Raw genomic sequence first — 24,603 nt, 5'->3', positions numbered from 1 at the left:
TTTAGGCAAATTTGTGGGAAGTTGGGTAAGGCAGAGATAAGAGAGAGGGAGGGCATACCCATTTGAGGGCATGCCTGTCGAACTGATATTATTGAAGCGCTAACAAAGAACGCTCTCCTCTAGGTAAGTAGTAATTTTCTTTGTCTAATGAAAAAGCCACACGGGTAGCTCGGCCTTGAATCTCTTCAACGGGAATAAAGCCGTAATAACGTGAATCTACGCTGTTATTTCGGTTATCACCCATTACCAATACATGCTTATCAGGTACAACAACTTCATTAAATGACGAGCGCGCCCCTTTAACAGGTAATAGCTGAATACTGCGCTGACTATCGCCTATATTTTCTTGGAAAACATAGTGGTCGCGCCTCTGTATTAAGGCGTGCTCATCATTTACGGTTAGCTTGTTGTTATGTAGGCTTATCGTGTCACCAGCAATGGCAACAACGCGTTTAACTAACCGCGTTTCGGCCGCACTGCTTTGAATAACCACAATATCACCACGGGCGATATCACCCGTTTGGCTAAGCACCACATTGGTAAAAGGCAGTTCGAGCGTGTAGGCACTCTTGTCGACTACAATGCGATCTCCCACTTGAATGGTGGGCTCCATAGAACCCGTAGGAACATGATAGTAATCTGCCACACTGCTTCTGAATGAAAACATCAGTACAACAAATAGTATAAAAGGTAAGTTTCTTTTAATAAACGAGCCAGTTTGTTGCTTCATTTTTAATCCTAATAAAATGTGCTTAGCACGGTATAACTGTAGTCTTTTGCCACGTACAAATAAGTTACGGCGCTAATCGCCGAAAAAGGTGGTAGAAGTATAGAAAGCGAAGGCTGCGAACAGTTCCCATTGAAAGTGTTTCAAGATGTGTTTGCTTTGTTTCACGCTAGTCTTCAGTTTTCATGCTAGTGCTTGGTCGATTCTGACAGGCGGTTTAGTGTTATAAGTTTTACTATTGAAGTACCGCAATGTACGTGAAGCGGACATTTCAAACTTATTTCCCATGAAAACACAGAATATGGTTTTTCTAGGGAAGCGGGTGTTACTATGAAATCTCAGTATTAAGCTGTTAGGCCGCGTTCGTAGCACAAGGATGTAATAACATGGCAAATATTTGTGAAACTAATATATATATAGGCGGGCAAACATTGCCACGCAGCGACTTTGAAAACTATTCAACAACATTGTTTGATGAATGGTATGAGTTTGTCGCTACCGCTACAAACCTTGCTGATTTTTCGCTTTCTTTAGATGTTGAAGAAGGCTCAATAAAAGCGTCGGGTAAAATTGTTGCGACGTTAGGAGTCTTATATTTTGGTATTGGGCAATACGGCTCTTTTATAAGCGGTTTGCAAACTATTCATAGTCAAGTCGTGGCTGCTGGAAACTTTCTAGGTAATAGAGCCAAACTCCCATTTTCCACTCCCAAGTCTCAGTTTAAAATCCGTAATAATGGGCAAGCTCTATCCCAACTAAGATACCTGTTTAGAAAAGTCGAGCAGGGTAAAATGTCAGCGGAAGAAGCGATGATTCAATCGAAAATAATTTTCGGTGATGAACTAGACGAAGCTCCAGAATTTAAAAAAGCATTGCAAAAGTCACTCAAAGAAACGAAGTTGCAGCCAGAGCAAGAATCCTTTGAATTTGAAGATGCCGATGGGGAGTTGTTGGAAATTCCTGTAAAAGTAAAAAGGGAAAAAGGTAAGCCCGCGCCTCAACAGCCTTTACCCCCACCGGACCAATATAGAGTTGAAATTTGGCGAGAAAGCAGGAAAAGTAAAAGAAATTATAGGGTCGTAGATATTAAGTCGTAAGCGGCCTTACAAACCAAGGTAGCGGGGCACTAACACGAAGGCTCCCGTAACTTCCGTATTATAGTCCACGTGATATTGCCCTTGCTTGGGGCGTCGTGTTTTTCTGGAGACAATATGAGCAGGCTTGCGATAAATCTGTTAATTGATTCAGGGTTGCTCACAGCATCTGGTGACCCAGTAGAGCTTTCTAATCTGCCAGATGATGAGGTCTCTGCTCGAATTTCTCAATATATGAACGGTAGAGTTCAAACCGTGAATTATGAGTTAGAGTCATCTAGGGCTTCCAATAGTCTCAGAGCACTTTTTGGTTCTGAGTCAACGGAAGCAACAGCGGGAAAAATTCTACCATCAGCTCTGGTTTATCAATCGATAATAATTGACGATCCGTTGATCTCTTCAAGCTCGACTATCAGCTTATCCACTATAAAAGAAGGTGTGAGACTATTTTCTAGGTATTTTCATCTTATTCAATCGGATCTCATTAAGGTAATACCGCTTTCTTTGCTCAATAGACCCAGCGATGACATTCCGCTATTACATTCAGACGACGCGTTTAGATCAAGTATTCCAGATGAATTGCATGACTTCATACATAGCCGCGCCCACCTCAAGTCGGTAATGCGAGATGACAATGGCAGAATGCTAATCTTGAATGAGAATGCATCGGAAAAGCGCAGGCCAGCGTTAAATGTTGGATTCAGCGGGGACTTCTGGAAAAAAGGCGTCCAGCTCTATCTATTTCAAACAATCAAAGAAGTTACAGAGAAAGATGGAGAAATAAGGTTTAAGCAGGTATGGGAACCAGAAAAATGCTTGGACAAAAAAGAATTCGATCGGTGGGCCTATCAATCAATTAACCAAGCGATGCGAGTTAGGCTAAAGAACATATATAACGAAACCAAGCTTGCTGGACAGTTAGGCCACACTTATGTCACAGAATCTGAATTCGAATCTGAGTTACTAAGTCTATCCGGTACGGAAAATGTTTCCCAGTCAAATAGGCCCTGTAAATTTTTTAACGCGAACAAAGCGTTGATTAATATAGACAGTCCTGAAATGATCATTGAATTACGCGAAAAATATCCTGCAGCATTCGAAAGATTCAACTCATCTGTTCTGTTTGCGGTAGAGCACCTGAAAGATGTTGACATAGAAAACTTTGAAGCCAAGGCTCAACTATACTTTAATAATGAAATCCTGCCACAGATCGATGAATTGAGACGTAACGCTCGATCAATTACCCGATCTGCAACAAAAGGGGCACTTCTCTCATTAGGCGGAATAACAACTGCGATGCTCTCAGGTTCGGCTCTGCCGCTTATTCCGTCTCTTATGGTTGCGGCAGCGGGAGGAGCGACTGAAACTTTGGATTCAGTTGGTCGTCATCAGGACTTCAAGAAAACTCCAGTCTATATATGGCATAGAGTAACAAAAACATAACGACGTTAGCACTTGGAACAATTTTACGCCGTGTTTCAAATTGTCTGGAGTTCCGGACGTTGAACGTCTGCTGTTTGTCTGAAGCCAAACAGTCAGTGCCGCTTGAACAAAGACAGCTCCGTCGTATTACTCCATTTGCATAGAGACTTTACCTTTCAGACGAAAACACAGAATATGGTTATTCACAGGAATCGGGTGGTATTACGAGGCCTCACTAATATGCTGTTTGCTTACAAGGAGTAAAAATGCAGTTAAGTTCAGATTTTTTTGGCGACTGGTTAAATATCCTTAAAGAGATTCTTCGGAATCACTGGGGGTATGATATTTCTGGCATTAAAGAAGAGGAGTTGCCATATCTGTACTTTAACGCTGAAAAACGTAGGCCCGATCAAAGAATAAGAAGCGTTGAAGTTTCTGATATTTTTACTTGTCCTGTAAACCTTCAGGCTGGCTGGGAACGCTTGAAAAGCGTAGTTGAATCTGGTGAAGATATCACTCCAAATTTGAGCAAGTTAGTTGGCAAACTAAATAATAAAGATTCGTTGTTAAATGACTGGGGGGTCCATCATTTTCATTTGGGCGAGTCGCTAGACGGAAATTTCATTGAGAGAACCGGACCTTTACTCTTCGCCCTTATTACGAAAAATAAATTCTATGCAATCAATGTATTTCGTCATGGTGCTTGGGCGGATCAGGATATAGTTGAGATAATTCATAGGAACTGGCCTGATGTTGTTAGTCACTATCAAATCAAGAATGTTATATCTGCTACTGAATTATCGGAGAGTGAAAGACTAACTTTAAGATCAAAGAATCTGAATAACTTTTCTACAGTATCGGATGGGACGATATACGCACCTATTGGTGATGGCGTTGTAAGTTCCGGATATAACGCCCGATCAATTATCAATACAGACCGACAACGATCAATGTTAAGAAATTTAGAAGAGCATCTTCAATCGCAATTGGTTAATTTGAAAGATACTCTGTGTCAGCATGGTTATTTGGGAGAGGAATATATAAAGGCAACTCTCGAAATTACTGATAGTAAATATTTGGCGATTTTTCCAGATTACAATGTGGCAGTGACATTGATTGATAATGCACAAAAACTACCGTACTAGGAGACATGAGCTACTACGTTCGAAATTTCCGTAGGCAAGGCGTTACTCGTACGTTCATGGTCTTTTGATGCCCGGCAGTGCTTGCTATTAGGAAGCTGCGTACGTATTGCTGACATTGAAGTAGCAAAAGAGTTGTGATATTCGATATTAAAAACTCGGAGAAAGGGAATTCGAATGAACAAGATATGTAATCTAGATTTCATCAAATTTTGGGTGGTTTATCACAACGGTACTATTGTATTGGTTTCAGCTTCGCTGGTGCTTGCGAGCTGGTTTATAACCTCAACAATCGAGAAGCAATTACGAGAAGTTGAAAGCAAATTCTCACAAATAGAATCCGATCAATTGCTATTCGACCGTCTCACCGAGATGAGTGTTTCTATTGAAGGCATGAAAGAGCATCTTCATGGAATATCAGTTAACGACTCATTGTTTATGGACCAAATGCGGATGCACATACACCCACCGCGAGCTCAAGAAGAGAAAAATCAGCAAACCATTAACTTTCTTAACCCGAAAACGCAGGAAAGGGAAACAATCACGTGCACGATTGATCCGCGAAATGATTACCGAGCCAGAGTAAGTAACATGCGTGGTCATGCTTCAAGGATGACCATGTGGCGAAACGAATTGGATATTAAATCTGAAGAGATAGATAGATTAATCAAACAAATTGATGGCATGGAAAGTATGAGTATCTTACGCAGCGACCTGATACTCAAATCAAAAAGCTTGGATAAAACTAAGGGAGCTTTAAAATCTGCCAACCAGTCATATAACGATGGGCTGATTGAAGCACTTGGTTCCTATATATCATGTGAAGTCACGCGAGAAAAATATATCGCCTACACTAAAATACAGCGAGAATTCAGAGACAACGTCCGAGATCTCCAAGTTGAATTTAGAGGCGTGGCAGATGAAACAGAAGCATTAATCGGTCAGGTCAAAACTACCCTAGAAAATCAGAAAAAATCTATCAGTAGCTTGGTGGATTTTTTATATATCCTATCTTTTGTGATTTATTTTCTAGGTACCATTTTGGCTATTGTTGGAAAGTGGGGCGAAGAACAGGCGAAGGAAGTCTAGCCAGTTTAACAAAATAGGTTTGTGTATAGAAGTTCCTGCTTGATCTGATGATTACCAGTTTTGCAGGATGCTTCGACAGATTTGTCTGAACACGGAGTTTTCTCATTCTCAGTTTTCGCTTTAAAAAGTGAACACTCAAATAGTCGAAATCTTACGAAGCTGAGTGTCTGTTTATTGTCTAAAACGGCTTAATTTTCGTTGTTAGTCATTGAGTATCGCAGGCCACGTTACCGGCAGCCCTTAGTGCTCAATTTTGTGAGTGTCACGCACACTACTGAAAGTCAGAGCAAGTAACTGCCAATTTCCGTCAGTGTTTACATAGACTTCAGTGGTAGTAAATTCGGTTGAAACGTCTTGGCCACGCACATGGGCATCCAGGGTAATTCGGCTCCAAACAACACCGGTTTGACCAACAATTTCCACATCACAGTCATGCACAACGGTATTTTTGTACCAAATACTGCCGCTTTTAATGATTTCTAACTCACGATCTTTTTTCCAGGAACCGCTCATATGTACAAATTTTGATTCTTTGTGAAACAAAGGAGCCAGGGCATCGACATTTTTGTCAGCCATCCATTGCCATTTTTGTTTTGATAAGGCCGAAAGTATTTCCTCTGTTTTCTGCATGCCGCCTTCGGCAGGCATTTCGGCTTGTAAGTTCACTTGAGGGCTTTGCTGTGCCATCACAGAGCCGAATGGAAAAACCGATAGCAGTAACATTAGCCAAAATGGTGCTGGGATTATTGATTTCATAGTGTCTCCGTGGTATGGGGTTTGATCAGAGTTTTTCAGGTGCTTCAACGTCGGAAAACACCTGAACAAAGTCGGGTAGTCGCTGGCCTTGTATCGTGATTGAAGCCAGCGAATCGTTTAGCTCGCGCATCTCTGCCGTAGAGAAAGAAAGATCTCTTGAAGCTGTGTTTTGCTGCATATGTGCCAAACTTGTTGTTCCTGGTATTGGTACAATCCAGGGTTTCTGATGCAGTAACCAGGCAAGCGCGATTTGCGCTGGTGATGCATTTTTTCGTTCAGACCATTGCATTAATAGCTTAACGAGTGACATATTATGAGCGAGGTTTTCAGGATTAAATCTAGACTCCGTAGCTCTAAAATCGCCTTGTGCAAAACGAGTATTTTCGTCAATCCATCCTGTTAAAAACTGTACTCCCAGCGGACTCCAGGGAACAAAGCCGATGCCCAATTTCTCGCACAACGGCAAAACAGATTTTTCAGGACCGCGCCATAACATCGAATATTCACTTTGTACGGCACTAACAGGTAAGGTCGCATGTGCGCGTTTGAGTGTATTGATGCCCATTTCTGATAGCCCCCAGTGCAGGACTTTTCCTTCGTTCATCAGATCTGCTACTGCACCGGCCACATCTTCAATGGGTACATCGGGGTCCATTCTATGCTGGTAAAGCAAATCAATACGGTCCGTTTGTAACCTCGATAACATGCCTTCGACAACCATCTTGATATGGGCAGGGCGACTGTTCAATCCCGGTAATCTCGCCCCGGTCTGTTGGTCAATATTCCAGCCAAATTTGGTGGCAATGACGATGTTGTCCCGAAACGGTTTAACGCCTTCACCAAGAATACGTTCGACTTCGAAGGGACCATACGCTTCCGCTGCATCAAAAAATGTGACTCCCTCCTCGTAGGCGCTTCGGATCACTTGATGCATTTCCTGTCGATTGGGAACCGATGTGTCGTACTTCCGGCTCATGTTCTGAACGCCCAATCCAATAGACGAAACTTGCAGTTTGCCAAGCTTTCGTGTGTTTGGACTTGTTGAAATTGTGCGCTTCTTTTGTTCAGAGGTTGACGCCTGTATATTGGTACTCAGCAGTGATGCAGCCGCCAGGCTCGCCCCCGATAAAAGAAATTGTCTTCTGTTTTGCATAAAACTGTTCCGGTCAAATCAGGTTAAAATTATTAATGAGACTGTTCCTGCGAGACCAACTCCATCCAGGTTACGGCCTCGCCATTGTCTGGCGTTGAAATTGCGATGTGTGACATGGATGAATCTGGCGCAGCACCGTGCCAATGCCGGGTATTGGGTGGGATAGTGATAACATTACCCGGTAACATCTGCTGAATATCCCCACCTTCATTCTGAACCAGACCTTTTCCTGAGATAATGACGAGTGTTTGGCCTTTCGGATGGGTATGCCAGGCAGTACGAGAGCCCGCTTCAAACTCCACCAATGCGCCACGATAATGACCATCTATCGGCGACGTAAACCGAGAACTGACCTTCGCCACACCGCTAAAGTTAGCGGGTGAACCTTGTGTAACCGTTGAATCATTATTCACAATGACGTGCGGCATGGTTTCGATGTTCGCATAAATATTTGCAACACTACGAAGAACGTTACTTGCTCTTATTGCGCTGTCCTGACTCACTGAGTCCTTTAGAATGCGTGTGAATTCGAGCAACTGTGCGGGGCTGTATCCGACCCGTAGTGACAACTTCATATGTGATGTCAATTGGGCTTCAGCCCCCGGCATCGCAGAAAGCATACTAATAGTGAGTAGCTCTCTGTCTTTAACGGTCAGTACGTCCCGATAAAATATATCTGCAAATAAATGCTCTACCAGAAATGTCTCTATAGTTGGTACAAACCCCGCGTAGCCAGTTGTGCGATTGGACATATCTTGCCCTACCAGCGCATTGCGAACCTGATGCCCATAACTATTCGCGTTGTAATCATCCGGAAGCGGTGTCGCTTCTCTGCCTACCTCATCGGTTATTCCCTGCGCTTTTCGTTCTGCGGCCACATCCATAAAGGTCATAATGCCATTTAGCGCACGGGGAAACCCTGCATACGCATAAGAGTGGATGAAAATTTCTTTAATTTCATTGACGGTTAACCCATTTTCCAACCCAACCTTAAGCGCATCATTCAGTGTTTTTACATCACCTGATGCCGTGAGCGCCGCAATCGGAATCATAGCGGCTTGGCGTTTGTCCAGAGACTGACTTTCTTCTGTGGCTTCAACGGCACTGACGAACAACGCACATAATCCAAGAAGCGGCGTTACGATGACCTGTTTTAACGATAATCTAATACTTTGCGACATGATTTCCTCCCGTAATAGAATGATTTGTGTACTTTTAATCTAAACCTTTCTCATGCAACCAATCCGACATAAGCGTTGCTATTTCGGCGTTATTCAGGTCTGAAAATGGAAAGTGTGTGTTGCCATAAATACCTATTTTGGGAAGGTGAATAACAGTAGCATCGCCACCATGTCGGTTTATGGTATCAGCCCACTCATAAGCCATCTCAAGCCTGATTCGCCAACCGTCTTCGCCAGGTAGTTGACTGGGTTTTTCAGGAATATTGTCACCGTAATAAATCACAATTGGGATTTGAGTCAGCTTGTTAAAATCATCCTGAGGGACCTCTACCGCAGTTAATGGGCCACTGCTACTCTGCTTGGGGGCAGGCGCTTCGCCTTTAGGGAAAACAAAGTTACTACCGGGTTCATAAGAAACAATGGCCTTAATGTGCTGACTCTGCATGGCTGCCTGCCACCCCATGCCACCACTGTGTGAATGGGTAACCAGGATGCCATCGCCAATCTTGGTAAATAAGGCTTCAACCGCATCAGCATTTACATTGATATTGATAGGGCCGACATCAGGCACGATTTGTCGAAAATATTGTTCTAACGACGCTTCATCTGTCGGAAACTGCACATTGGGGAAGTAGTCAGGCCATGTACCAACGCGAAAAGTATTGAACCACATTTGCTCATTCGGAATCGGCTCGTAGCTACCAGGTTGTGTGCCTTTTGCGGCGTTACCACGCCGGGGTTGTTCAATCAAATAAACGCCGTACCCTTTGCGTAGGAATATATTCTGGTAACCTTCACGGCCATCTGGTGTAGATTCCCACGTTTTCGAGAACTGCCCGAAACCATGCCACATTACTAACGGGTATTTTCGTTCATTTACTGGAATTTGATAAAAGACATAAGCGTGATCGCCATGTAACGTTTGCCCGGCAGACGTCAATTTTATCGGATCAAATTCCCCTTCTTTTTGAATGACAGTCCCACCCACTGCGAAACTACCTTGTTCTGCGAGCATTAAAGGGGATGCTGAGTCATTTGTCTTATAGGTAGTGCTACATGCACTCAGTACCAGAACTGTTGACGCCACTAGAGTCAACGAACGATAGCTTCTTATGATCGAAATCATGTCATTAACTCCTTACTTCAATACGTCATCAAAGAAGTGGCTGAGTTGCGTCATGGCTTGTGAAACGTATTCAGGCTTCCAATAGGTCTCAATGTGTGTAGCACCCTCGATAAGAAATAATTGCTTATCCTCAGACTTGGTCGCTAATTCAAACGCGTTCTTGGTCATGTACAATGAATCCGCTTTACTACCGGCAATCATCAATAAGGGCTGATTAATAAGATCCATATTCGTCGCCGCATCAAAATTCATCAGCGACAACAAACTGCTCTCTGTATAGCGAAAAGTTGAATTTGGATGGGCATGGGTTTTGCCATAATATTCGAATCCTTGTCGGTAAAGATCGAAGGGCAAGGCTGCAATTTGTTCGTCGGTTAGCTTTGCATCACCGACATAACGGATTTCTCCCGTCTTGGCTTCGATTTCTCGCGCTTCAGAAGCGGACGTTAAACGTTGCTGAATGGTATCTAGCGCAGAGTCCATGTAACCGTTTCGGCGAACACGTCCAGAATTAAACATGCTAAGTGTCGCGATGGATTTGAAACGTTTGTCGGATTGCGCTGCTTTAAGGGAGTAGCCACCGCCACCACAAATGCCAAGAAGTCCTATCTTGGATGTTGAAACCCCAGGGTAGGTAGAAATGACGTCCGCCATGCCGTTGATGTCTTCAATACGGTTAGCCGGTTTATCAATATTTCGAGGCTCACCTCCGCTGGCACCTTGGTAAGCGGCATCAGCAGTGATGGTGATGTAGCCTTGTTCCGATAGTCGTTGAGCATACAGCCCCGCAACCTGCTCTTTCACACCACCGTTAGGGTGAGCGATGACAATCGCAGGATATTGTTTCGACGGGTCAAAACCAGGTGGAGTGTACACATTCGCGGCGATGTCGATGTTATTTAATTTATAACTCACCGCATGAATATTGACCTTACCCTCAACGTTTTTCGTAATGGCCCCTTCGTACGTCAACGTAAATGGATTCTGTCGATAGTCCGCCGACAATACTTCAGCAGACAATAGATTTGCCGCCAGTAGGAATGCAGCCGTTTTAACCAGTGATTTCATATTTTTCCCGTTACTTAAAAAGGTGCCAAATAGCGCTCACACATCAATAGTGAATCTCACGTTATTTAGGATAGTAACGGCGAGGAAAAGTCAGTATTCAAATTCTGTTCGATAATTGCCTATTTCTCTGAGTACAAATTAGATCTATGTATTAGCGCCTTCACAGTGGCTATACTGGCCATATATAAAACACCTGTAATATGGCAAAAAAGATGAAGACCGATCCTGTCCATGTAAACAATATGAAGCACTTAGCATCAAGTATTTCGAAGCTGACCGTACACGATGATTACTGCCCAACAAATGTTCCTGGATTGACGGTATTCAGGAAAGTAGACGCGAACATTCCGATGGCAGGTGCATATGAACCCAGTGTGTGTTTGATTGCACAGGGAGCAAAGCGCGTTCAACTGGGTGAAGAAACCTTTTTCTATGACACAGAGCACTATTTGTTTTCAGGTGTTCATTTACCGGTAGTAGCGCAAGTGACAGAGGCAAGCGCCGAACATCCATATCTTGGTCTTAAACTGACTTTCGACTATCAGGAAATCACGCAATTGATGGCAGACAGCCAATTGCCGCCCCCCAAGGGGCAGCGCTCAGATCGAGGAATGGCAACGGGTAAACTAACGCCAGCGTTAATCAGCGGGTTTCAACGCCTGCTTGATTTGGCTGATGAGAGTGCAAATATTCCGATGCTCGCGCCCATGATAAGACGAGAAATATTCTATCGACTGCTGGTCGGGGAACAGGGAGAAAAGCTACGACAACTCGCCGCAATGGGGACACAAACGCATCAGGTAGCAAAGGCAATCGCATGGCTCAAGTCTCAGTTTTCTCAACACATCAAAGTGGAGGATTTGGCTCAGGTAGCAAACATGGGTGTATCTACTTTTCATCACCACTTTAGAAATATGACTGCGATGAGCCCGCTGCAATATATAAAGCAAATCCGTCTTCAAGAAGCCAGACGTTTGATGTTAACTGAACATCTTGATGCGGCTACTGCTGCGTTTCAGGTTGGTTACGAAAGCCCATCTCAGTTTAGTCGTGAATACGGACGAATGTACGGGCGCTCCCCGGCGAAAGATGTCAACGAGTTGCGATATAAATTGGCGCAAACGGGAAATTAAAGGTAATGAAGTGAATAATCTGCGTGATTCATAGGCATCAGCTTCACTATCTATTTTTCGCAAATTGAAGTCGGACATATTTACTTGAATCCCTGCGAGTGACTATAAATTGTCTAATTGAGTCACTAAAAAAGTCGTATTGACCGGCATTGTGTTGTGAGTTCAACCGGTGAATGCAACGCTATACTTATTTTGAGAACGAGGTGATACCATGAAGTCTCATAAATAAGCTGATATTTGAATTAGAAAGGTATGTCATTAGACCAAAGGTTTGAGAAATTTTTACTTTCATTGCCATCGGTTGAAGGCATCGATTCAATTGAGCTTGATTACGTTGACAGGAAATCTAAAAAAGCTGACTACCTAGCAATGGGGAGAAAGTTTGTCATCGAACAAAAATGCATAAATGAAGACCAAGCAGGCAAGATACAAATCGAAGTGGAAAAATATGCAAACACTGAGGACTACCCAGTTTTCTATGGAAAACGTGACCTTAATCTTGTATTAGAAAAACTTCCCAATAGGGATGAGGTAAAAAGGAAGATTTATTCAAGGGTGACTAAAATGCTTGAGTCATACCTTCGACAAGCTGATAAACAAATTGAATCGACCCAAGCATTATTTAATCTAAAAGAGTCATGTGGAGTTCTTCTTATTCTCAATGACAAAGTCAAAGTTCTCTCACCTGAAGTAGTGACTACTCGGATCCAACAACGGCTAAATGAGAAAAGAGATGATTTCCCACGGTTTAAAAATATCGATTATGTGATTTTTGTTTCTGAGACACATAATGTTAAAGGTGTGCCTGTAATCGTAGTTATAGAAGGTGCTTATGCTTCAAGCAAAAGTTCAGAGATATCCGAACATTTACTACTTAATTCATTCTTGGGGGCAATTCAATGGCGGAGGATGTCAGGAGTTTCAGGATGTCGATGCTTACGTTGAGATGATAGAAGAAAATAGTGAACCAATACCAGAGAAAATGACAAGGTCAGAGGCTCGGATTTTATGGTATAGAGAAAATAGATATATGAAAACTTGGACAAATGACCAAGTATCAATGAGAGCCGCAGCTTTAATCGATAAAATTCAACCTTTTGTAATGAAAGGCGGCCCCAAGATCTCCAAGGAAAAGTTAGCTGACCAAATGATGCAATTTGGTGATTTTATCGAAGAATCAAACCTTAGAGGTTTGGACATTAGAGAGTTTAAAAAATTTCACCAAAAGTGAAAGTCACTTAACAAAATACTTTAATCGTATTCTCAATGCTTGGCGTTGTTGGCTTGCTTCAAGTTAACTTTTTGCGGCAGAATGCTCGAAGTTCAATGATCTGCATAGGTCACTTTGATACGACATTAAAAGGCCACCTTTTTGTCTATTAGTTCCGTAAAATAAGTCTTGCTTGGTCTGCCATACTTAAGTTTCCTTAACAAAAGGGGAAACTTATGAAAAACCAGAATCATCAACCTTGGAACAAAAACCAAATTATTGGTCAAAAAAAGCCTTTGCAGGTCTCCCATATTTGGGGAATTCGTATACGGCTTGAACTTGAGAAGCGGGCACGAGATTTAGTGCTATTTAATTTGGGTCTCGATAGTAAGTTGAGGGGTTGCGACCTAGTAAAACTTAAAGTGTCCGATGTCGTTTGCGGACGCTCGCCACTTAAACGGACAATGGTTGTGCAGCAAAAAACTGGAAGCCCAGTTCAATTTGAAATTACTCCGAATACCGGAGAGTCGATTCTAGCTTGGGTAAAAAAAGCCGGACTGAAGGGAGCAGATTATTTGTTTAAATCACGGATAAACAGTTCTGAACATATTTCAACTCGACAATACAATCGCATTTTTAATGGTTGGATTGAAAAGCTTGGATTAGATTCAACTCTCTACAGCACGCACTCGATGCGCAGAACTAAGCCTTATTTGATATACAAAAAGACTAAAAACCTGCGAGTTGTTCAATTATTACTAGGTCATAAGAAGTTGGAGAGCACTGTTCGCTACTTGGGCATCGAGGTAGACGATGCGCTAGAAATATCGGAATCAATTGAAGTCTGAAGTTACGTGGGCTGCTTATGCAGCCCTAATGTACGTGAAGCAGACATTTCATATTCTTTCCCATGGATATAGTTTTTCAGGGGAAAAGGGTGTTACGATGAAGTTTCGGTAATATACTGTTATGAGTTTTATGTATATGTTTAAAAAATTAGTTAAAAGTATAACTTCAATCTTTACCAATAGTACTAAGCAAGAAATTGCTCCTGTTACGGCTCATCCGCAATCTGAAATTAAAATCAAAAGTGATGAACAATATTCTGAGGAGCTTGTTGATTTATTGCTTGAAGTATTAGAAAAGAATCAATATTTCTTAAATCTGTATCTATTTGGTTCTAGAGCTAGAAGTGATCACAAAAGTAACAGTGATCATGACTTCATGGTCGTTTTCGATAGCAAATCACCTGAAAGTTACCAAAATGGACATTTAGATAACTGGAAAATATTACATGAGATAAAGAGTGAACTAGCAGAGAAAGGGTTTACAGACCATATTGATATATTTACTAATCTTAAACACAAATTTGATGCAGCTAAACATCAACAAGGCTCTTTATCCTATCAGTGCTTAGACTATGGTATTCAATTTAAATAACTCATAACATTTTGCCGTTTAACGGAGCGTTGATAGTCCGTTCCTTGTCTATTTCCGACTGTCAGCAAGACCGAGACTTTACATAATACCGGTTAGCTCATAAAGAACACATCATAGGACGAACATCAGCTTACACAATGCCTTGCTAAGCTAGACCTTAGCGAAAAACTGCCCTAAGGCAGATTGCACTATTTAACTTCAAGCTCCATCACAACACCGTCTTCGTCATCTTCCTCGGTTACAACAAAGCCGAACTGTGAATAGAACTTTCGCATTGCATGGTGCCCTGGCATATAGAGTATTGTTATCTTTTTACAGGCAGGGATTGCGCTCATTTCTTTAATAACTTGTTCGGTCGCAATTTTTCCAATGCCTTGCCCCTGATGTTTGACGTCAACCATAAATTGCGCAATATAAAACTCGTTGGGTAGGTTTTCTTCTAACTCTTGATAATATTGAATAAACCCTACAGCTTCATCACCTTGATAAATAGCTCTGTTAACATAATAAGGGTAGAAGCTTGATTCGGCGATAGATTCCGAATTTAACGCCACATAGTTTTCTTGCTCTTTTGTAATTTCTAGATGAATAATATCTAGCCAATTGTCTTTGGTGACTTCCCGTAAACTAATATCCATATAAATCCTCAATGCTTCCCAAAAGAGATAAAAATATTTAGGCATAGTGATAAAAAAACAATGCTACAAGGAGAAATAGATAATCAGTGAGGCAATAAGATGAGCGGTTCATGAAAATAAAAAAGGAGCAAGTTACGCTAGTAACTTGCTCCTTATATTTTACGTGTTGCAATTTCGCTCAATGAAATTGGGCGATGAACACTTACTTTTGACGTTCCCGCAATACTGACAAGGCATCATCAAGCGACATGTCGCTCGCTTGTAGTAAAACGGTTAGGTGGTACAGCAAGTCAGCGGCTTCGTTTTTAAGCTCTTCTTTATCGTGTACTGTAGCAGCAAGTGCGGTTTCAACACCTTCTTCACCCACTTTCTGTGCAATACGCTTAATGCCTTTATTGTACAAGCTGGCGGTGTAGCTGCTTTTCGGATCTGCGCCTTTACGGGCAGCCAATAAGCGCTCTAAATCAGCCAAAAAGGTAAAACTAGGCGTGTTGCCTTCAAACCAGCAGCTTTCAACGCCTGTATGGCACGTAGGGCCGTTAGGGTTGGCTAACACTAATAGCGAGTCGAAATCGCAATCGGCGGCTACGCTGACTAAATCTAACGTATTGCCTGAGGTCTCGCCTTTTTGCCACAAACGCAGTTTTGAGCGACTAAAAAAAGTGACTTTACCGCTATCTAGTGTAGTGGCTAGTGCATCTTGGTTCATGTAACCCTGCATCAGTACTTTGCCTGAAAGGGCATCTTGTACAATGGCTGGAAGCAGGTTGTCCATTTTTTCCCATGCGAGGGTATTACTGTTTTCGGAAGTGACAATCACGGCTTTATTCCTTGTGCGTTCGGTAGGGCGTGACGCTTACGCATAGGTACGCCGTTAGCGGTTAAATTGGCCTTTAGGTCATCAATGTTAATAATGCCTTTATGGAATACGGAAGCGGCTAGTGCGCCATCAACATCGGCTTGTTGAAATACATCGTTAAAATGTGAAATTTCACCCGCGCCGCCAGAAGCAATAAGGGGTACTTCGCACACTTCACGCACTGCGCTAAGCTGGGCTATATCATAACCTTTGCGTACACCGTCTTGGTTCATGCAGTTAAGCACAATTTCACCGGCACCGCGTGACTGCACTTCTTTTATCCAGTCTAGGGTTTGCCATTGGCTCTTTTGAGTGCGGTTCTCATCGCCAGTAAACTTATACACTTCGTATTGACCGGTAGCGTCATTGTAAAAGCTGTCTACCCCAATGACTACACACTGCTGGCCGTACACGTCATGCATGGCATTAATTAATGCAGGGTTGTTTAGGGCAGGGGAGTTAATTGAAATTTTATCTGCGCCCATTTCTAAAATGCGCCCAGCATCTTGAATGCTTTTAATGCCGCCGGCTACACAAAATGGAATGTCGATAACCTGTGCAATACGGCTTACCCAGCTTTTATCTACCACGCGCTCATCTGAGCTTGCAGTAATATCGTAAAACACCAGTTCGTCAGCACCCGCTTTTGCGTATTGCTCTGCTAAGGGTACGATGTCGCCAATAATTTCGTGGTTTCTAAATTGAACGCCTTTAACGACTTTGCCGTCGCGAACATCTAAACAAGGAATTATGCGTTTTGCCAACATGCGATAGCCTCCTTCACGGTGAATTTACCTTCAAGCAAGGCACGACCCAAAATCACACCGCCAACGTTGGTTGGTTTCAACGCCGAAATGTCATTTAAGCTACCTATGCCGCCAGATGCTTGCCAGCTAACATTAGGGAAGCGTGCACTCATCTCTTCGTAAAGTTCTACATTAGCGCCTTGTAGTGTGCCGTCACGGCTAATGTCGGTGCAAAGCACATGTGTAGCACCAACCGATGCAAAGTCGTTTAGCAAGTCTTCTAGGGCTACCCCTGAGTTTTCCTGCCAACCATGAGTGGCAATTAATTTTTCGCCATTTTCACTAATGTTAATATCTAAGGCCAGTACGATATGCTCAGCACCGTATTTAGTTACCCACGATTTCACAAGTTCAGGTTGTTTAACCGCTAAAGAGCCAATCACCACGCGGCTTACGCCAATATCGAGTAACTGGGCTACTTCTTCTTCATTACGAATACCGCCGCCGGCTTGAAACTGCATGCGCTTGGTATCTACCATTGATTTAATCAAGGTAAGCTGGCGCTTGCTGGTGTCTTTCGCGCCAGTTAAATCAACAATGTGCAGCCAAGTAGCGCCTTGGTCGGCATAGTCATTTACCACGTCTACCGGATCAAATTCGTATTTTGTTTTTTGCTCGTAGTCGCCCTGATACAAACGCACTACGCTGCCATCGATAAGATCAATTGCTGGAATAATCATTATAGGTTCACAAAGTTAGTCAGTAGTTGCGCACCAGCATCGCTGGAACGTTCAGGGTGAAATTGCACGCCAAAGAAGTTGTCTTTATTAATGGCCGCTGAAAACGGGTTACCGTAGTTACAGCTGGCTAGGGTATGGGCGTACTCTGGTACGGCAAAGCTGTGCACAAAATAGAAATAGGTATCTTGCGGAATGCCTTTAAACAAGGTGTCGTCGTTATGAGAAACCGTGTTCCAACCCATGTGCGGCAAACGCAAGCCATTCGCTTCCATACGAGCAACACGACCAGGCATTAGTGACAAACAAGGAATGTCATCCTGCGTGTCTCCTAAGCGGTTCTCTAAGCTACCTTCAGCGCTGCTTTCAACCATTAACTGCATACCTAAACACACGCCTAATACAGGTTGGGTTAGGCTTTGTAATGTGCTTGATAAGTCTTTTTGCGTAATGCTTGCCATGGCAGCAGCAGCTGTACCAACACCGGGTAAAAATACTTTGTCGGCGCGGGTAATCACATCTTTGTCGTCAGATACTTCAACGGTTACACCTAAACGCTCTAGCGCAAAGCGAACCGATGAAATATTTGCGCAGCCTGTGTTCACAATGACTATTTTTTGTCGTTGTGATTTTTGTATTTCAGGCATTAAAGCGCTCCTTTACTGCTAGGCAATGCATCGCCTTGTCGCGTAATGGCTTGACGTAACGCACGGCCAAATACTTTGAATAAACTTTCTACCTGGTGGTGAGCATTTCCTTCGCTGGTGGAAAGGTGAAGCGACAGCCCCATGCTTTGCGCCAAAGAATAGAAAAAGTGCGGCACCATTTCAGTGGCCATTTCGCCCACTTGGTCGCGGCTGAAATCAGCTTCAAACTTAAGGTGAGGGCGGTTTGAGATATCCATAATGCATTCTGCGCGGCACTCATCCATAGGCAAGGCAAAACCAAACCGGCCAATACCACGTTTATCACCTAGGGCTTTCTTAAGGGCTTCACCTAATGCCAATGCGGTGTCTTCCACACTGTGGTGATCATCTATGTGCAAATCGCCATCTACGGTCACGTTTAACTCAAACCCACCGTGGGTCGCAATTTGATCGAGCATGTGGTCGAAGAAACCCAAGCCAGTGTGAATGTGCGACTTCTCGGTAGAGTCTAAATCTACGCGCACCTTAATGTCGGTTTCTGAGGTAGTGCGGATAACTTCGGCAATACGTGAAGACGACAACAAGGTTTTTTGAATATGGTCCCAGTTCAAGGTTTCAGGGTTGTATTGCAAACCTTTAATACCCATGTTCTCGGCAAGTTGCATGTCGGTCATGCGATCGCCAATCACGTATGAACGGGTGAAATCCACCTTTCCTTGCTGAAGGTAGTCTTTCACTAACCCCAGTTTAGGCTTACGGCACGTGCAGTTGTCTTCTTCAAAGTGCGGGCAAATAAGCACGTCGTCAAACGTAATGCCTTGGCTTTTGAAAATGGCCATCATGGCATTATGAGGCGCGTCAAAATCAGCTTGTGGAAAGCTATCGGTTCCAAGGCCATCTTGGTTAGTGACCATGACAAACTTAAAGCCTGCTGCTTTCAGTTTTAATAGCACAGGAATAACGTTTGGCTCGAAAACCAGCTTTTCTAAACTGTCTAGCTGTTTATCTACCGGTGGTTCTTCTACAAGTGTACCGTCGCGGTCGATAAATAAAATGGCTTGCTGACTCATGCCGCTAGCTCCTTTTTAAATTCGTTGATCAGTTGCAATAAACGCTGGTTTTGTTCTTCAGTTCCAATGCTTACTCGCAAGCAATTTGTAAGGTTAAGCTGTTTAGATTGGTCGCGTATTAATAACCCTTTGCTCACCAAATATTGCATGAGTTCGCTAGCACGCTCGTAGCGAAATAGCACAAAGTTTGCTTTTCTATCGCCAACCAATTCAAAGCCGTCAATATCGGCAAGCGCGGTTGCCAGTAGGTCTTTTTCTCTATTGATGGTATCTACCTGCAACTGAATTAATGTCAGTGAGTCAGTAGATAACGCCTGTGAAGCAATTTGTGCCACAGGCTCTGCAATAGGGTAGGGGGCAATGACTTTTAGCAACGCTTGAATAACCGGCGCTTGGGCTAGAGTAAACCCACAGCGTAAACCCGCTAACGCAAAGGCTTTTGAAAGCGTGCGTAGTACTACTAGGTTGGGGTAATTCGCTATTTCATTTGCCCAGGTATTATCGGAATCAAACTCAATATAGGCTTCATCCACTACCACTAAAGCGCTATCGGCAAAGTGGTTGAGTACCGCTCGTATATCGTCTCTGGCAACCTGTGTACCCGTTGGGTTATTTGGCGCACAAATAAAGATAACATTGGCGTTATCAATTGCGCACACACCTTCAACGTCTAAACTAAAATCGCCTTTTAGTGGCACAGTAGTAATACCCACATCACAAGTTTCTGCACTAATGGCGTACATGCCATAGGTGGGCGGGCAAATTACTATGCTGTCTTTACCTGGAGTACAAAAGGTACGAATAAGTAATTCAATGCCTTCGTCTGCACCACGGGTAACCATCAACTGAGAGGTATCAATACCTGCATAAGCCGCATAGCTTTCTACCACCGATGAAGGCTGGCACGACGGGTAACGATTAAAGTTACTTGCATCTATCGCATATTCATTTGCATAGGGCGATTCATTGGCATTTAGCCAATCTTGACCGCCTGAATACAAACGCCTGGCCGACTCATAAGGCTTAAGCGGCACTAAATTGTCGTTAATTAGGTTATCAATAAGGGTATCTACAAGCGCAGACATTAGGCATCTCCCTTATCGTTAGCAAGCTTTTGCATACGAAGCGCTACTGCTTGTTCGTGAGCATCAAGCCCCTCAGCGCTAGCCAATGCCATAATAGCTGGGCCTAAATTGCGCATGCCGTCTGCAGATAACTCTTGAATGGTGTAACGACGCATAAAGTCGAGTAAACCTAAACTAGAATAGTTCTTCGCATAACCGTACGTAGGTAATACGTGGTTAGTACCCGAGGCATAATCACCGGCAGATTCTGGCGACCAAGGGCCTAAAAATATTGAACCTGCGTATTTGATTTTCGGCAGTAAACTACGGGCATCTTCAATTTGCACTATCAAGTGTTCAGGCGCATAGGCATTGCTCACTAAAATAGCGTCATCTACTGAATCGGCCAAAATATAGCGGGCATTTTCCATTGCAGGGCGAGCAATGTCGGCACGTGAAAGGGTCGACAACTGGCGTTCAACCGCTGCCTTCGCACTTTCAATCAGTGCTTCGCTGTTAGACACTAAAATGGCTTGAGAATCTGGGCCATGCTCTGCTTGAGAAAGTAAGTCTGAGGCAACAAATTCAGCATCGGCAAATTCATCAGCTAACACCAATACTTCAGACGGGCCTGCTGGCATATCAATAGCCGCACCATCAGCACGCAAACTTACTTGCTGTTTGGCTTCAGTCACAAAACTATTGCCCGGGCCGAATATTTTATCAACCTGCGGGATAGTCTCTGTCCCTAATGCCATTGCTGCAATGGCTTGCGCGCCGCCACAAAGGTATATGGCTTCAATGCCACATTTTCTTGCGGCATAGGCAATTTCAGGGGCAATTAAGCCTTGCTTGTTTGGTGGCGTACAAAGCAGTTTGTTTTCACAACCCGCTACCAGCGCTGGTACACCTAGCATTAGCACCGTTGAAGGCAAAGGTGCACTGCCACCTGGAATATACAAACCTACTGCGTCTAGTGGGGTGAAGCGCAATTCGCAGTTCACACCAGGCGTAGTGGTTAGCGCAATATCACTTGGCAACTGAGCATCGTGAAACGCTTTAATATTGTTAAATGCAATATCAATCGCACCTGCTACTTCAGCGGTAACCGAACTTGCTAACGTGTCGATGCTTTCTTGCGATAACACTAACGATTGCAAATCAGGGCAATCAAACTGACGAGTGAAGTCGATAACAGCGGCATCGCCTTTACTTTCAACGTTAGCGATAATGTCGCCCACGGTTTGTTTTAACTGTTGGCTATTGGCCATAGCCGGGCGCGAAAGCGCTGTTTTTTTCTCAAGCTTTGATAGAGATGACCAGATAATCATAATCTTTTGCCTTTTAACCCATCATTTTTTCGATAGGCATAACTAATATTGAAGAGCAGCCTAGGGCTTTTAGTTTTTCCATGGTTTCCCAAAACAGGGTTTCAGTAGAAACAACATGAATAGCCACATGCTCTTCATTGCCAGACAAAGGCAATACGGTTGGGTTTTCAGCGCCCGGTAACAAGCTTTTCACTTGTTCTAGGTAAGCTTTTGGTGCGTGAAGCATGATGTACTTGCTTTCTTTTGCCAGCAATACACCATCAACACGTGGCAAAAGGCGATTAACAAGCGTTTGCTTTTCATCACTCATGTTGCCGTCGGCACGTTGAATTAATACTGCTTTTGAGCGGAAGATGACATCTTCTTCAACCAGACCGTTCGCTTCAAGGGTAGCGCCCGTTGATACCAAGTCACAGATAGCGTCGGCAACGCCAGCGCGTGGTGCAACTTCAACCGAACCTGTAAGCATTACTGCTTTAGCATTAATTTTTTGCTCTGCAAAATAACGCTCTAATAGGAATGGGTAAGTGGTAGCCACTTTCTTGCCTTCTAAAGACTGAATGTTGGTGTAGTCCATTTCAGTAGGCACGGCGATAGACAAGCGACAACCGCCGTAGTCTAAACGACGTAATACTTCATAATCAGAAGGCTTGTTAGATGCTTTGCGTTCTAACATTTTTTCTTCAAGTTCGTTTTCGCCAATGAAGCCAAGGTCGGCTACACCGTCCATCACTAATCCTGGAATGTCGTCATCGCGAACACGTAATAAATCGATAGGCTCGTTGGTAGAATGCGCAATCAGCAGGCGATCACGAATGTTCAATTTTATGCCAATAGCCTTAAGTAGAGCGATGCTGTCATCACTTAAACGGCCTGATTTCTGTATGGCAATTCGAAGTCTTTTGCTGTTACTCATTGAAACGTTCCTTACACGTTGTACTACTTTTTACTGTCTTAACGATTACGCCTAAAACGAAAAACCCCCGGAAGTTTCCTTCCGGGGGTCGAGAATTTTTTCTATCTGCGCCACTGGAAGGAATAATAGACCTTCCAGCACGAACCTGAAAGGCTATGCTTTATGATGGTGGTGATGTTTTACAACGCAGTTATTCATTTAATTTCTTAATACCTATTTCCGAACGGCTGAAACATTAGCGGTTTGCCCCCGATTTTGCAAGGCGAAAGTGAACTCTTTTTGCAGTTTCAGTCTAAATTAATATGTATATAGTAAAACTTTTTGATCTGAGCCAATGTGATCGTTTTCCCTATTAGGTAATGTAGTGGATGAAATATCACAGAATTAACCTTAGCGGGTTGGGGTAGCCATGAGTAATGATCTAATTTTTTCCATTTTACCGCGAAATACCAAAGTGCCCATCGAAACTGATAATCGGGTAAAAAAAGTGTCGCGCAGCGAAAAGTCAGAGGCGCTCAACCAAGACGAAAAAGAGCAGCACGATGAAGTGCATATCGTTGATGAAATGGAGCAACGGGAACGGCACGAGCAAAATGAACACCCGAGCAACCAAGAAAATCGCCAACAAGAAGACAGCCAAGGCGACAAATCGATAGGGCGGCAATTGAGCGAAAATGAAAACCGCGCATTAAATACCGCAGATGCAACGGGTACTAAAATACCGCGGGGCATTAAACATGTGGATATTACCATTTAACCGTGCAGGTTGTTTTCGGGTTCCTTCCCGTCATCTCTTAAATGTTGCCGCTCAGTATCACTGAAGTAGAAAGACACATTCAGCGAGCTTATATTATTTACTACCGTTGTCTTTGATCGCACGCTTTAGTTCAGTAGGCAGTAAAAACGCATAGCTGAAAAACATAAGCGCGATGCCAGTCACAATAAACAAATCATCTGCATTTAAAGAAAGTAGCGCTGTCATAATAATACCTCTAGGCGTTGAGAAGGAATGTAATAAACTACAACCCAATATTACCATTTTCGTGTCTATAAAATAGGGGGAGGCTACCCAACTTTAGTTTAAAAATCAGGCGCTTTTAGACTAATTGATTAATCACAGGTTATGGGTGGTAACTGAGGCGGTTGAGGCGGTAATTCAATGTCGTCAACAAGCAGTAAATCTAGTGCAAGGTTAACTTTCCCATTAGAACCCTTAAAGCGGTCGGGATCATTGGCTTCTAAAAACAAGTCATTCTCATACACTTGCTCATCAACCACTTGTTGACGCATTTCAAAGACCCGCGCTGAGCAATCATCCATACCTAATTTTTCGTGTAAACCAACGCTGGCGGGGTTAGGTAGCGTTATACCTCCTAATCATTACCGGCAACACGCATCAGACAGAAAGCCAGATGCAGGGTTGCGAGCACACCAAACCCTCCAGCCACCGCGGAAGGTAAGAAGGCGTTACGGCCAAATACGATCAAAATTGCATTTGCGACTATGGCAACAACACCTACTAGCGCAGTCACTCCACCTAAGGGCTTAGCGCCATCTTTCATTTTTGCAATGCCAAAAATAAGCGCCGCAAAGCCTAGCAGGAGCTTGGCAGCGTAATAAATCATGAAGGACAAGGCTACTACTGCGCTGGCTAACGGCATTAAGCTCTCATTTTGTGTTGCAGCTTCACGAAAGGGTGTAAACATAGTAAGGCCAACACTCACTTGTACTAAGTTGAGGGCTGCACTGAACGCAATGGCAGACCATCCTACATGGTTGTCCTTTGTGTGTTTATCTTCAACGCCGCTAATACTCGAATCTAAAGGCGGTTAAGGTATCTATATTAACCGTACGTTTACCTAGGGGTAAACTCAATACATTAAAGGTGTTAGCTGCACACAAAGTTAGAGTTAGGCGCTTTAAAACATTCTTCGTCGGTAGGATTTTTATAGACTTAAGTCTTAATTTTCGATTGGTCGCAAAAAATTGTTAATTTAACGCTTTACATACGAATGAGAATGCTTATCATCTTCGCTATGTTTGACTTAATCGAT

The 24,603-nt window shown here is 43.3% G+C and carries 28 protein-coding genes and 1 other annotated feature; of the genes, 10 read left to right on the top strand and 18 right to left on the bottom strand.

What is annotated here, in order from left to right; genetic code table 11:
• Positions 1-88: 88 nt before the first annotated feature.
• The gene (gene lepB, locus FLAVO9R_RS13070; RefSeq protein ID WP_159531982.1) at positions 89-730 is read right to left on the bottom strand and encodes a signal peptidase I; all 642 of its coding nucleotides are present in this window, start codon (positions 728-730) and stop codon (positions 89-91) included.
• Between the two features lie 383 nt (positions 731-1,113).
• Between lepB and FLAVO9R_RS13065 the strand changes: the two genes are divergently transcribed.
• The 4 genes from FLAVO9R_RS13065 (at position 1,114) to FLAVO9R_RS13050 (ending at position 5,474) form a co-directional block, all read left to right on the top strand.
• The gene (locus FLAVO9R_RS13065) at positions 1,114-1,824 is read left to right on the top strand and encodes a hypothetical protein (protein WP_159531980.1); all 711 of its coding nucleotides are present in this window, start codon (positions 1,114-1,116) and stop codon (positions 1,822-1,824) included.
• A 114-nt stretch (positions 1,825-1,938) separates the two neighbouring features.
• Entirely contained in the window at positions 1,939-3,264 is a 1,326-nt protein-coding gene (locus FLAVO9R_RS13060; protein WP_159531978.1) for a hypothetical protein, read from the top strand.
• A 245-nt stretch (positions 3,265-3,509) separates the two neighbouring features.
• Positions 3,510-4,388, top strand: coding sequence for a hypothetical protein (locus tag FLAVO9R_RS13055; RefSeq protein ID WP_159531976.1), 879 nt, complete (start codon positions 3,510-3,512; stop codon positions 4,386-4,388).
• Between the two features lie 174 nt (positions 4,389-4,562).
• The gene (locus FLAVO9R_RS13050) at positions 4,563-5,474 is read left to right on the top strand and encodes a hypothetical protein (protein ID WP_159531974.1); all 912 of its coding nucleotides are present in this window, start codon (positions 4,563-4,565) and stop codon (positions 5,472-5,474) included.
• A 240-nt stretch (positions 5,475-5,714) separates the two neighbouring features.
• Here the strand turns inward: FLAVO9R_RS13050 and FLAVO9R_RS13045 are convergent, their stop codons facing one another.
• From FLAVO9R_RS13045 to FLAVO9R_RS13025, 5 genes are read right to left on the bottom strand one after another with little or no spacing between them, the layout of a single operon-like run.
• Entirely contained in the window at positions 5,715-6,230 is a 516-nt protein-coding gene (locus FLAVO9R_RS13045) for a nuclear transport factor 2 family protein (protein WP_057790924.1), read from the bottom strand.
• A gap of 25 nt (positions 6,231-6,255) precedes the next feature.
• The gene (locus tag FLAVO9R_RS13040; RefSeq protein WP_159531972.1) at positions 6,256-7,383 is read right to left on the bottom strand and encodes an aldo/keto reductase; all 1,128 of its coding nucleotides are present in this window, start codon (positions 7,381-7,383) and stop codon (positions 6,256-6,258) included.
• Between the two features lie 32 nt (positions 7,384-7,415).
• Complete coding sequence (locus tag FLAVO9R_RS13035; RefSeq protein ID WP_159531970.1) at positions 7,416-8,564, bottom strand: (R)-mandelonitrile lyase; 1,149 nt, start codon at positions 8,562-8,564, stop codon at positions 7,416-7,418.
• Positions 8,565-8,598: 34 nt separating this feature from the next.
• On the bottom strand, positions 8,599-9,690 hold the full coding sequence (locus FLAVO9R_RS13030) for an alpha/beta hydrolase (protein WP_159531968.1): 1,092 nt from the start codon (positions 9,688-9,690) through the stop codon (positions 8,599-8,601).
• Between the two features lie 12 nt (positions 9,691-9,702).
• A complete protein-coding gene (locus tag FLAVO9R_RS13025; RefSeq protein ID WP_159531967.1) occupies positions 9,703-10,758 on the bottom strand; it encodes an alpha/beta hydrolase in 1,056 nt (351 codons plus the stop codon).
• Positions 10,759-10,958: 200 nt separating this feature from the next.
• Here FLAVO9R_RS13025 and FLAVO9R_RS13020 point away from each other — a divergent pair, with 200 nt between their 5' ends.
• The 5 genes from FLAVO9R_RS13020 to FLAVO9R_RS13000 all read left to right on the top strand — a co-directional run bounded on the left by FLAVO9R_RS13020 (position 10,959) and on the right by FLAVO9R_RS13000 (position 14,541).
• The gene (locus tag FLAVO9R_RS13020) at positions 10,959-11,891 is read left to right on the top strand and encodes an AraC family transcriptional regulator (protein ID WP_332310871.1); all 933 of its coding nucleotides are present in this window, start codon (positions 10,959-10,961) and stop codon (positions 11,889-11,891) included.
• A 252-nt stretch (positions 11,892-12,143) separates the two neighbouring features.
• Complete coding sequence (locus tag FLAVO9R_RS13015) at positions 12,144-12,836, top strand: hypothetical protein (RefSeq protein ID WP_201299267.1); 693 nt, start codon at positions 12,144-12,146, stop codon at positions 12,834-12,836.
• Position 12,837: 1 nt separating this feature from the next.
• On the top strand, positions 12,838-13,122 hold the full coding sequence (locus tag FLAVO9R_RS13010; protein WP_201299266.1) for a hypothetical protein: 285 nt from the start codon (positions 12,838-12,840) through the stop codon (positions 13,120-13,122).
• A 215-nt stretch (positions 13,123-13,337) separates the two neighbouring features.
• Positions 13,338-13,949, top strand: a complete 612-nt coding sequence (locus FLAVO9R_RS13005) for a tyrosine-type recombinase/integrase (RefSeq protein WP_159531963.1) — start codon at positions 13,338-13,340, stop codon at positions 13,947-13,949.
• Positions 13,950-14,085: 136 nt separating this feature from the next.
• A complete protein-coding gene (locus tag FLAVO9R_RS13000) occupies positions 14,086-14,541 on the top strand; it encodes a nucleotidyltransferase domain-containing protein (RefSeq protein WP_159531961.1) in 456 nt (151 codons plus the stop codon).
• Positions 14,542-14,729: 188 nt separating this feature from the next.
• Here FLAVO9R_RS13000 and FLAVO9R_RS12995 read toward each other — a convergent pair whose 3' ends face one another.
• The 9 genes from FLAVO9R_RS12995 to hisG all read right to left on the bottom strand — a co-directional run bounded on the left by FLAVO9R_RS12995 (position 14,730) and on the right by hisG (position 22,549).
• The gene (locus FLAVO9R_RS12995; protein ID WP_159531959.1) at positions 14,730-15,179 is read right to left on the bottom strand and encodes a GNAT family N-acetyltransferase; all 450 of its coding nucleotides are present in this window, start codon (positions 15,177-15,179) and stop codon (positions 14,730-14,732) included.
• Between the two features lie 202 nt (positions 15,180-15,381).
• Positions 15,382-15,999, bottom strand: coding sequence for a bifunctional phosphoribosyl-AMP cyclohydrolase/phosphoribosyl-ATP diphosphatase HisIE (gene hisIE, locus FLAVO9R_RS12990; protein ID WP_013783419.1), 618 nt, complete (start codon positions 15,997-15,999; stop codon positions 15,382-15,384).
• The gene (gene hisF / locus FLAVO9R_RS12985; protein WP_159531957.1) at positions 15,996-16,805 is read right to left on the bottom strand and encodes an imidazole glycerol phosphate synthase subunit HisF; all 810 of its coding nucleotides are present in this window, start codon (positions 16,803-16,805) and stop codon (positions 15,996-15,998) included. The genes hisIE and hisF overlap by 4 nt, the downstream gene beginning before the upstream one ends.
• Positions 16,787-17,524: a 1-(5-phosphoribosyl)-5-[(5-phosphoribosylamino)methylideneamino]imidazole-4-carboxamide isomerase gene (hisA, locus tag FLAVO9R_RS12980; RefSeq protein WP_159531955.1), complete on the bottom strand. Its 738-nt coding sequence runs from the start codon at positions 17,522-17,524 to the stop codon at positions 16,787-16,789. The genes hisF and hisA overlap by 19 nt, the downstream gene beginning before the upstream one ends.
• Entirely contained in the window at positions 17,524-18,168 is a 645-nt protein-coding gene (hisH, locus tag FLAVO9R_RS12975) for an imidazole glycerol phosphate synthase subunit HisH (RefSeq protein ID WP_129739330.1), read from the bottom strand. The genes hisA and hisH overlap by 1 nt, the downstream gene beginning before the upstream one ends.
• Positions 18,168-19,238 (bottom strand): bifunctional histidinol-phosphatase/imidazoleglycerol-phosphate dehydratase HisB, encoded by a 1,071-nt coding sequence (hisB, locus tag FLAVO9R_RS12970; protein WP_129739328.1) that lies wholly within the window; start codon positions 19,236-19,238, stop codon positions 18,168-18,170. Before hisB ends, hisH begins: the two co-directional genes overlap by 1 nt.
• Positions 19,235-20,323: a histidinol-phosphate transaminase gene (gene hisC / locus FLAVO9R_RS12965; protein ID WP_159531953.1), complete on the bottom strand. Its 1,089-nt coding sequence runs from the start codon at positions 20,321-20,323 to the stop codon at positions 19,235-19,237. Before hisC ends, hisB begins: the two co-directional genes overlap by 4 nt.
• Positions 20,323-21,633 carry a histidinol dehydrogenase gene (gene hisD, locus FLAVO9R_RS12960; RefSeq protein ID WP_159531951.1) on the bottom strand — a complete coding sequence of 437 codons (1,311 nt, stop codon included), beginning with the start codon at positions 21,631-21,633 and terminating at the stop codon, positions 20,323-20,325. The genes hisC and hisD overlap by 1 nt, the downstream gene beginning before the upstream one ends.
• A 13-nt stretch (positions 21,634-21,646) precedes the next feature.
• Complete coding sequence (gene hisG, locus FLAVO9R_RS12955; protein ID WP_159531949.1) at positions 21,647-22,549, bottom strand: ATP phosphoribosyltransferase; 903 nt, start codon at positions 22,547-22,549, stop codon at positions 21,647-21,649.
• 59 nt (positions 22,550-22,608) lie between these two features.
• Positions 22,609-22,727: a sequence feature (His leader region), on the bottom strand.
• A gap of 231 nt (positions 22,728-22,958) precedes the next feature.
• Between hisG and FLAVO9R_RS12950 the strand changes: the two genes are divergently transcribed.
• A complete protein-coding gene (locus FLAVO9R_RS12950) occupies positions 22,959-23,306 on the top strand; it encodes a hypothetical protein (protein ID WP_159531947.1) in 348 nt (115 codons plus the stop codon).
• Between the two features lie 93 nt (positions 23,307-23,399).
• On the opposite strand, the gene FLAVO9R_RS20530 is transcribed toward FLAVO9R_RS12950, so the two are convergent.
• From FLAVO9R_RS20530 to FLAVO9R_RS12940, 3 genes are all read right to left on the bottom strand, one after another.
• Positions 23,400-23,531, bottom strand: a complete 132-nt coding sequence (locus FLAVO9R_RS20530; RefSeq protein WP_269748491.1) for a hypothetical protein — start codon at positions 23,529-23,531, stop codon at positions 23,400-23,402.
• 128 nt (positions 23,532-23,659) lie between these two features.
• Positions 23,660-23,869, bottom strand: coding sequence for a hypothetical protein (locus tag FLAVO9R_RS12945; RefSeq protein WP_159531945.1), 210 nt, complete (start codon positions 23,867-23,869; stop codon positions 23,660-23,662).
• A 53-nt stretch (positions 23,870-23,922) separates the two neighbouring features.
• Positions 23,923-24,255, bottom strand: coding sequence for a hypothetical protein (locus FLAVO9R_RS12940; RefSeq protein ID WP_201299265.1), 333 nt, complete (start codon positions 24,253-24,255; stop codon positions 23,923-23,925).
• Between the last annotated feature and the right edge of the window lie 348 nt (positions 24,256-24,603).

It is taken from the genome of Alteromonas sp. 38, from assembly GCF_902506055.1.
Taxonomy (GTDB): Bacteria; Pseudomonadota; Gammaproteobacteria; order Enterobacterales; family Alteromonadaceae; genus Alteromonas; species Alteromonas lipotrueae.
The sequence above is the reverse complement of the archived record's forward strand: the minus strand, read 5'-3'. Positions and strand labels throughout refer to the sequence as shown.

What these genes read in the sequence shown, in the direction of transcription:
- FLAVO9R_RS12950 (WP_159531947.1), top strand. Translation starts at nt 22,959, where the DNA reads ATGAGTAATGATCTAATTTTTTCCATTTTACCGCGAAATACCAAAGTG.
- hisD (WP_159531951.1), bottom strand. Translation starts at nt 21,633, where the DNA reads ATGATTATCTGGTCATCTCTATCAAAGCTTGAGAAAAAAACAGCGCTT.
- FLAVO9R_RS13065 (WP_159531980.1), top strand. Translation starts at nt 1,114, where the DNA reads ATGGCAAATATTTGTGAAACTAATATATATATAGGCGGGCAAACATTG.
- hisA (WP_159531955.1), bottom strand. Translation starts at nt 17,524, where the DNA reads ATGATTATTCCAGCAATTGATCTTATCGATGGCAGCGTAGTGCGTTTG.
- FLAVO9R_RS13015 (WP_201299267.1), top strand. Translation starts at nt 12,144, where the DNA reads ATGTCATTAGACCAAAGGTTTGAGAAATTTTTACTTTCATTGCCATCG.
- FLAVO9R_RS13050 (WP_159531974.1), top strand. Translation starts at nt 4,563, where the DNA reads ATGAACAAGATATGTAATCTAGATTTCATCAAATTTTGGGTGGTTTAT.
- hisH (WP_129739330.1), bottom strand. Translation starts at nt 18,168, where the DNA reads ATGCCTGAAATACAAAAATCACAACGACAAAAAATAGTCATTGTGAAC.
- FLAVO9R_RS13025 (WP_159531967.1), bottom strand. Translation starts at nt 10,758, where the DNA reads ATGAAATCACTGGTTAAAACGGCTGCATTCCTACTGGCGGCAAATCTA.
- FLAVO9R_RS12945 (WP_159531945.1), bottom strand. Translation starts at nt 23,869, where the DNA reads ATGGATGATTGCTCAGCGCGGGTCTTTGAAATGCGTCAACAAGTGGTT.
- hisG (WP_159531949.1), bottom strand. Translation starts at nt 22,549, where the DNA reads ATGAGTAACAGCAAAAGACTTCGAATTGCCATACAGAAATCAGGCCGT.
- hisF (WP_159531957.1), bottom strand. Translation starts at nt 16,805, where the DNA reads ATGTTGGCAAAACGCATAATTCCTTGTTTAGATGTTCGCGACGGCAAA.
- FLAVO9R_RS13055 (WP_159531976.1), top strand. Translation starts at nt 3,510, where the DNA reads ATGCAGTTAAGTTCAGATTTTTTTGGCGACTGGTTAAATATCCTTAAA.
- FLAVO9R_RS13045 (WP_057790924.1), bottom strand. Translation starts at nt 6,230, where the DNA reads ATGAAATCAATAATCCCAGCACCATTTTGGCTAATGTTACTGCTATCG.
- FLAVO9R_RS13020 (WP_332310871.1), top strand. Translation starts at nt 10,959, where the DNA reads ATGGCAAAAAAGATGAAGACCGATCCTGTCCATGTAAACAATATGAAG.
- lepB (WP_159531982.1), bottom strand. Translation starts at nt 730, where the DNA reads ATGAAGCAACAAACTGGCTCGTTTATTAAAAGAAACTTACCTTTTATA.
- hisB (WP_129739328.1), bottom strand. Translation starts at nt 19,238, where the DNA reads ATGAGTCAGCAAGCCATTTTATTTATCGACCGCGACGGTACACTTGTA.
- FLAVO9R_RS12940 (WP_201299265.1), bottom strand. Translation starts at nt 24,255, where the DNA reads ATGTTTACACCCTTTCGTGAAGCTGCAACACAAAATGAGAGCTTAATG.
- FLAVO9R_RS13040 (WP_159531972.1), bottom strand. Translation starts at nt 7,383, where the DNA reads ATGCAAAACAGAAGACAATTTCTTTTATCGGGGGCGAGCCTGGCGGCT.
- FLAVO9R_RS13005 (WP_159531963.1), top strand. Translation starts at nt 13,338, where the DNA reads ATGAAAAACCAGAATCATCAACCTTGGAACAAAAACCAAATTATTGGT.
- FLAVO9R_RS20530 (WP_269748491.1), bottom strand. Translation starts at nt 23,531, where the DNA reads ATGACAGCGCTACTTTCTTTAAATGCAGATGATTTGTTTATTGTGACT.
- FLAVO9R_RS13000 (WP_159531961.1), top strand. Translation starts at nt 14,086, where the DNA reads ATGTTTAAAAAATTAGTTAAAAGTATAACTTCAATCTTTACCAATAGT.
- FLAVO9R_RS13035 (WP_159531970.1), bottom strand. Translation starts at nt 8,564, where the DNA reads ATGTCGCAAAGTATTAGATTATCGTTAAAACAGGTCATCGTAACGCCG.
- hisC (WP_159531953.1), bottom strand. Translation starts at nt 20,323, where the DNA reads ATGTCTGCGCTTGTAGATACCCTTATTGATAACCTAATTAACGACAAT.
- FLAVO9R_RS13060 (WP_159531978.1), top strand. Translation starts at nt 1,939, where the DNA reads ATGAGCAGGCTTGCGATAAATCTGTTAATTGATTCAGGGTTGCTCACA.
- FLAVO9R_RS12995 (WP_159531959.1), bottom strand. Translation starts at nt 15,179, where the DNA reads ATGGATATTAGTTTACGGGAAGTCACCAAAGACAATTGGCTAGATATT.
- FLAVO9R_RS13030 (WP_159531968.1), bottom strand. Translation starts at nt 9,690, where the DNA reads ATGATTTCGATCATAAGAAGCTATCGTTCGTTGACTCTAGTGGCGTCA.
- FLAVO9R_RS13010 (WP_201299266.1), top strand. Translation starts at nt 12,838, where the DNA reads ATGATAGAAGAAAATAGTGAACCAATACCAGAGAAAATGACAAGGTCA.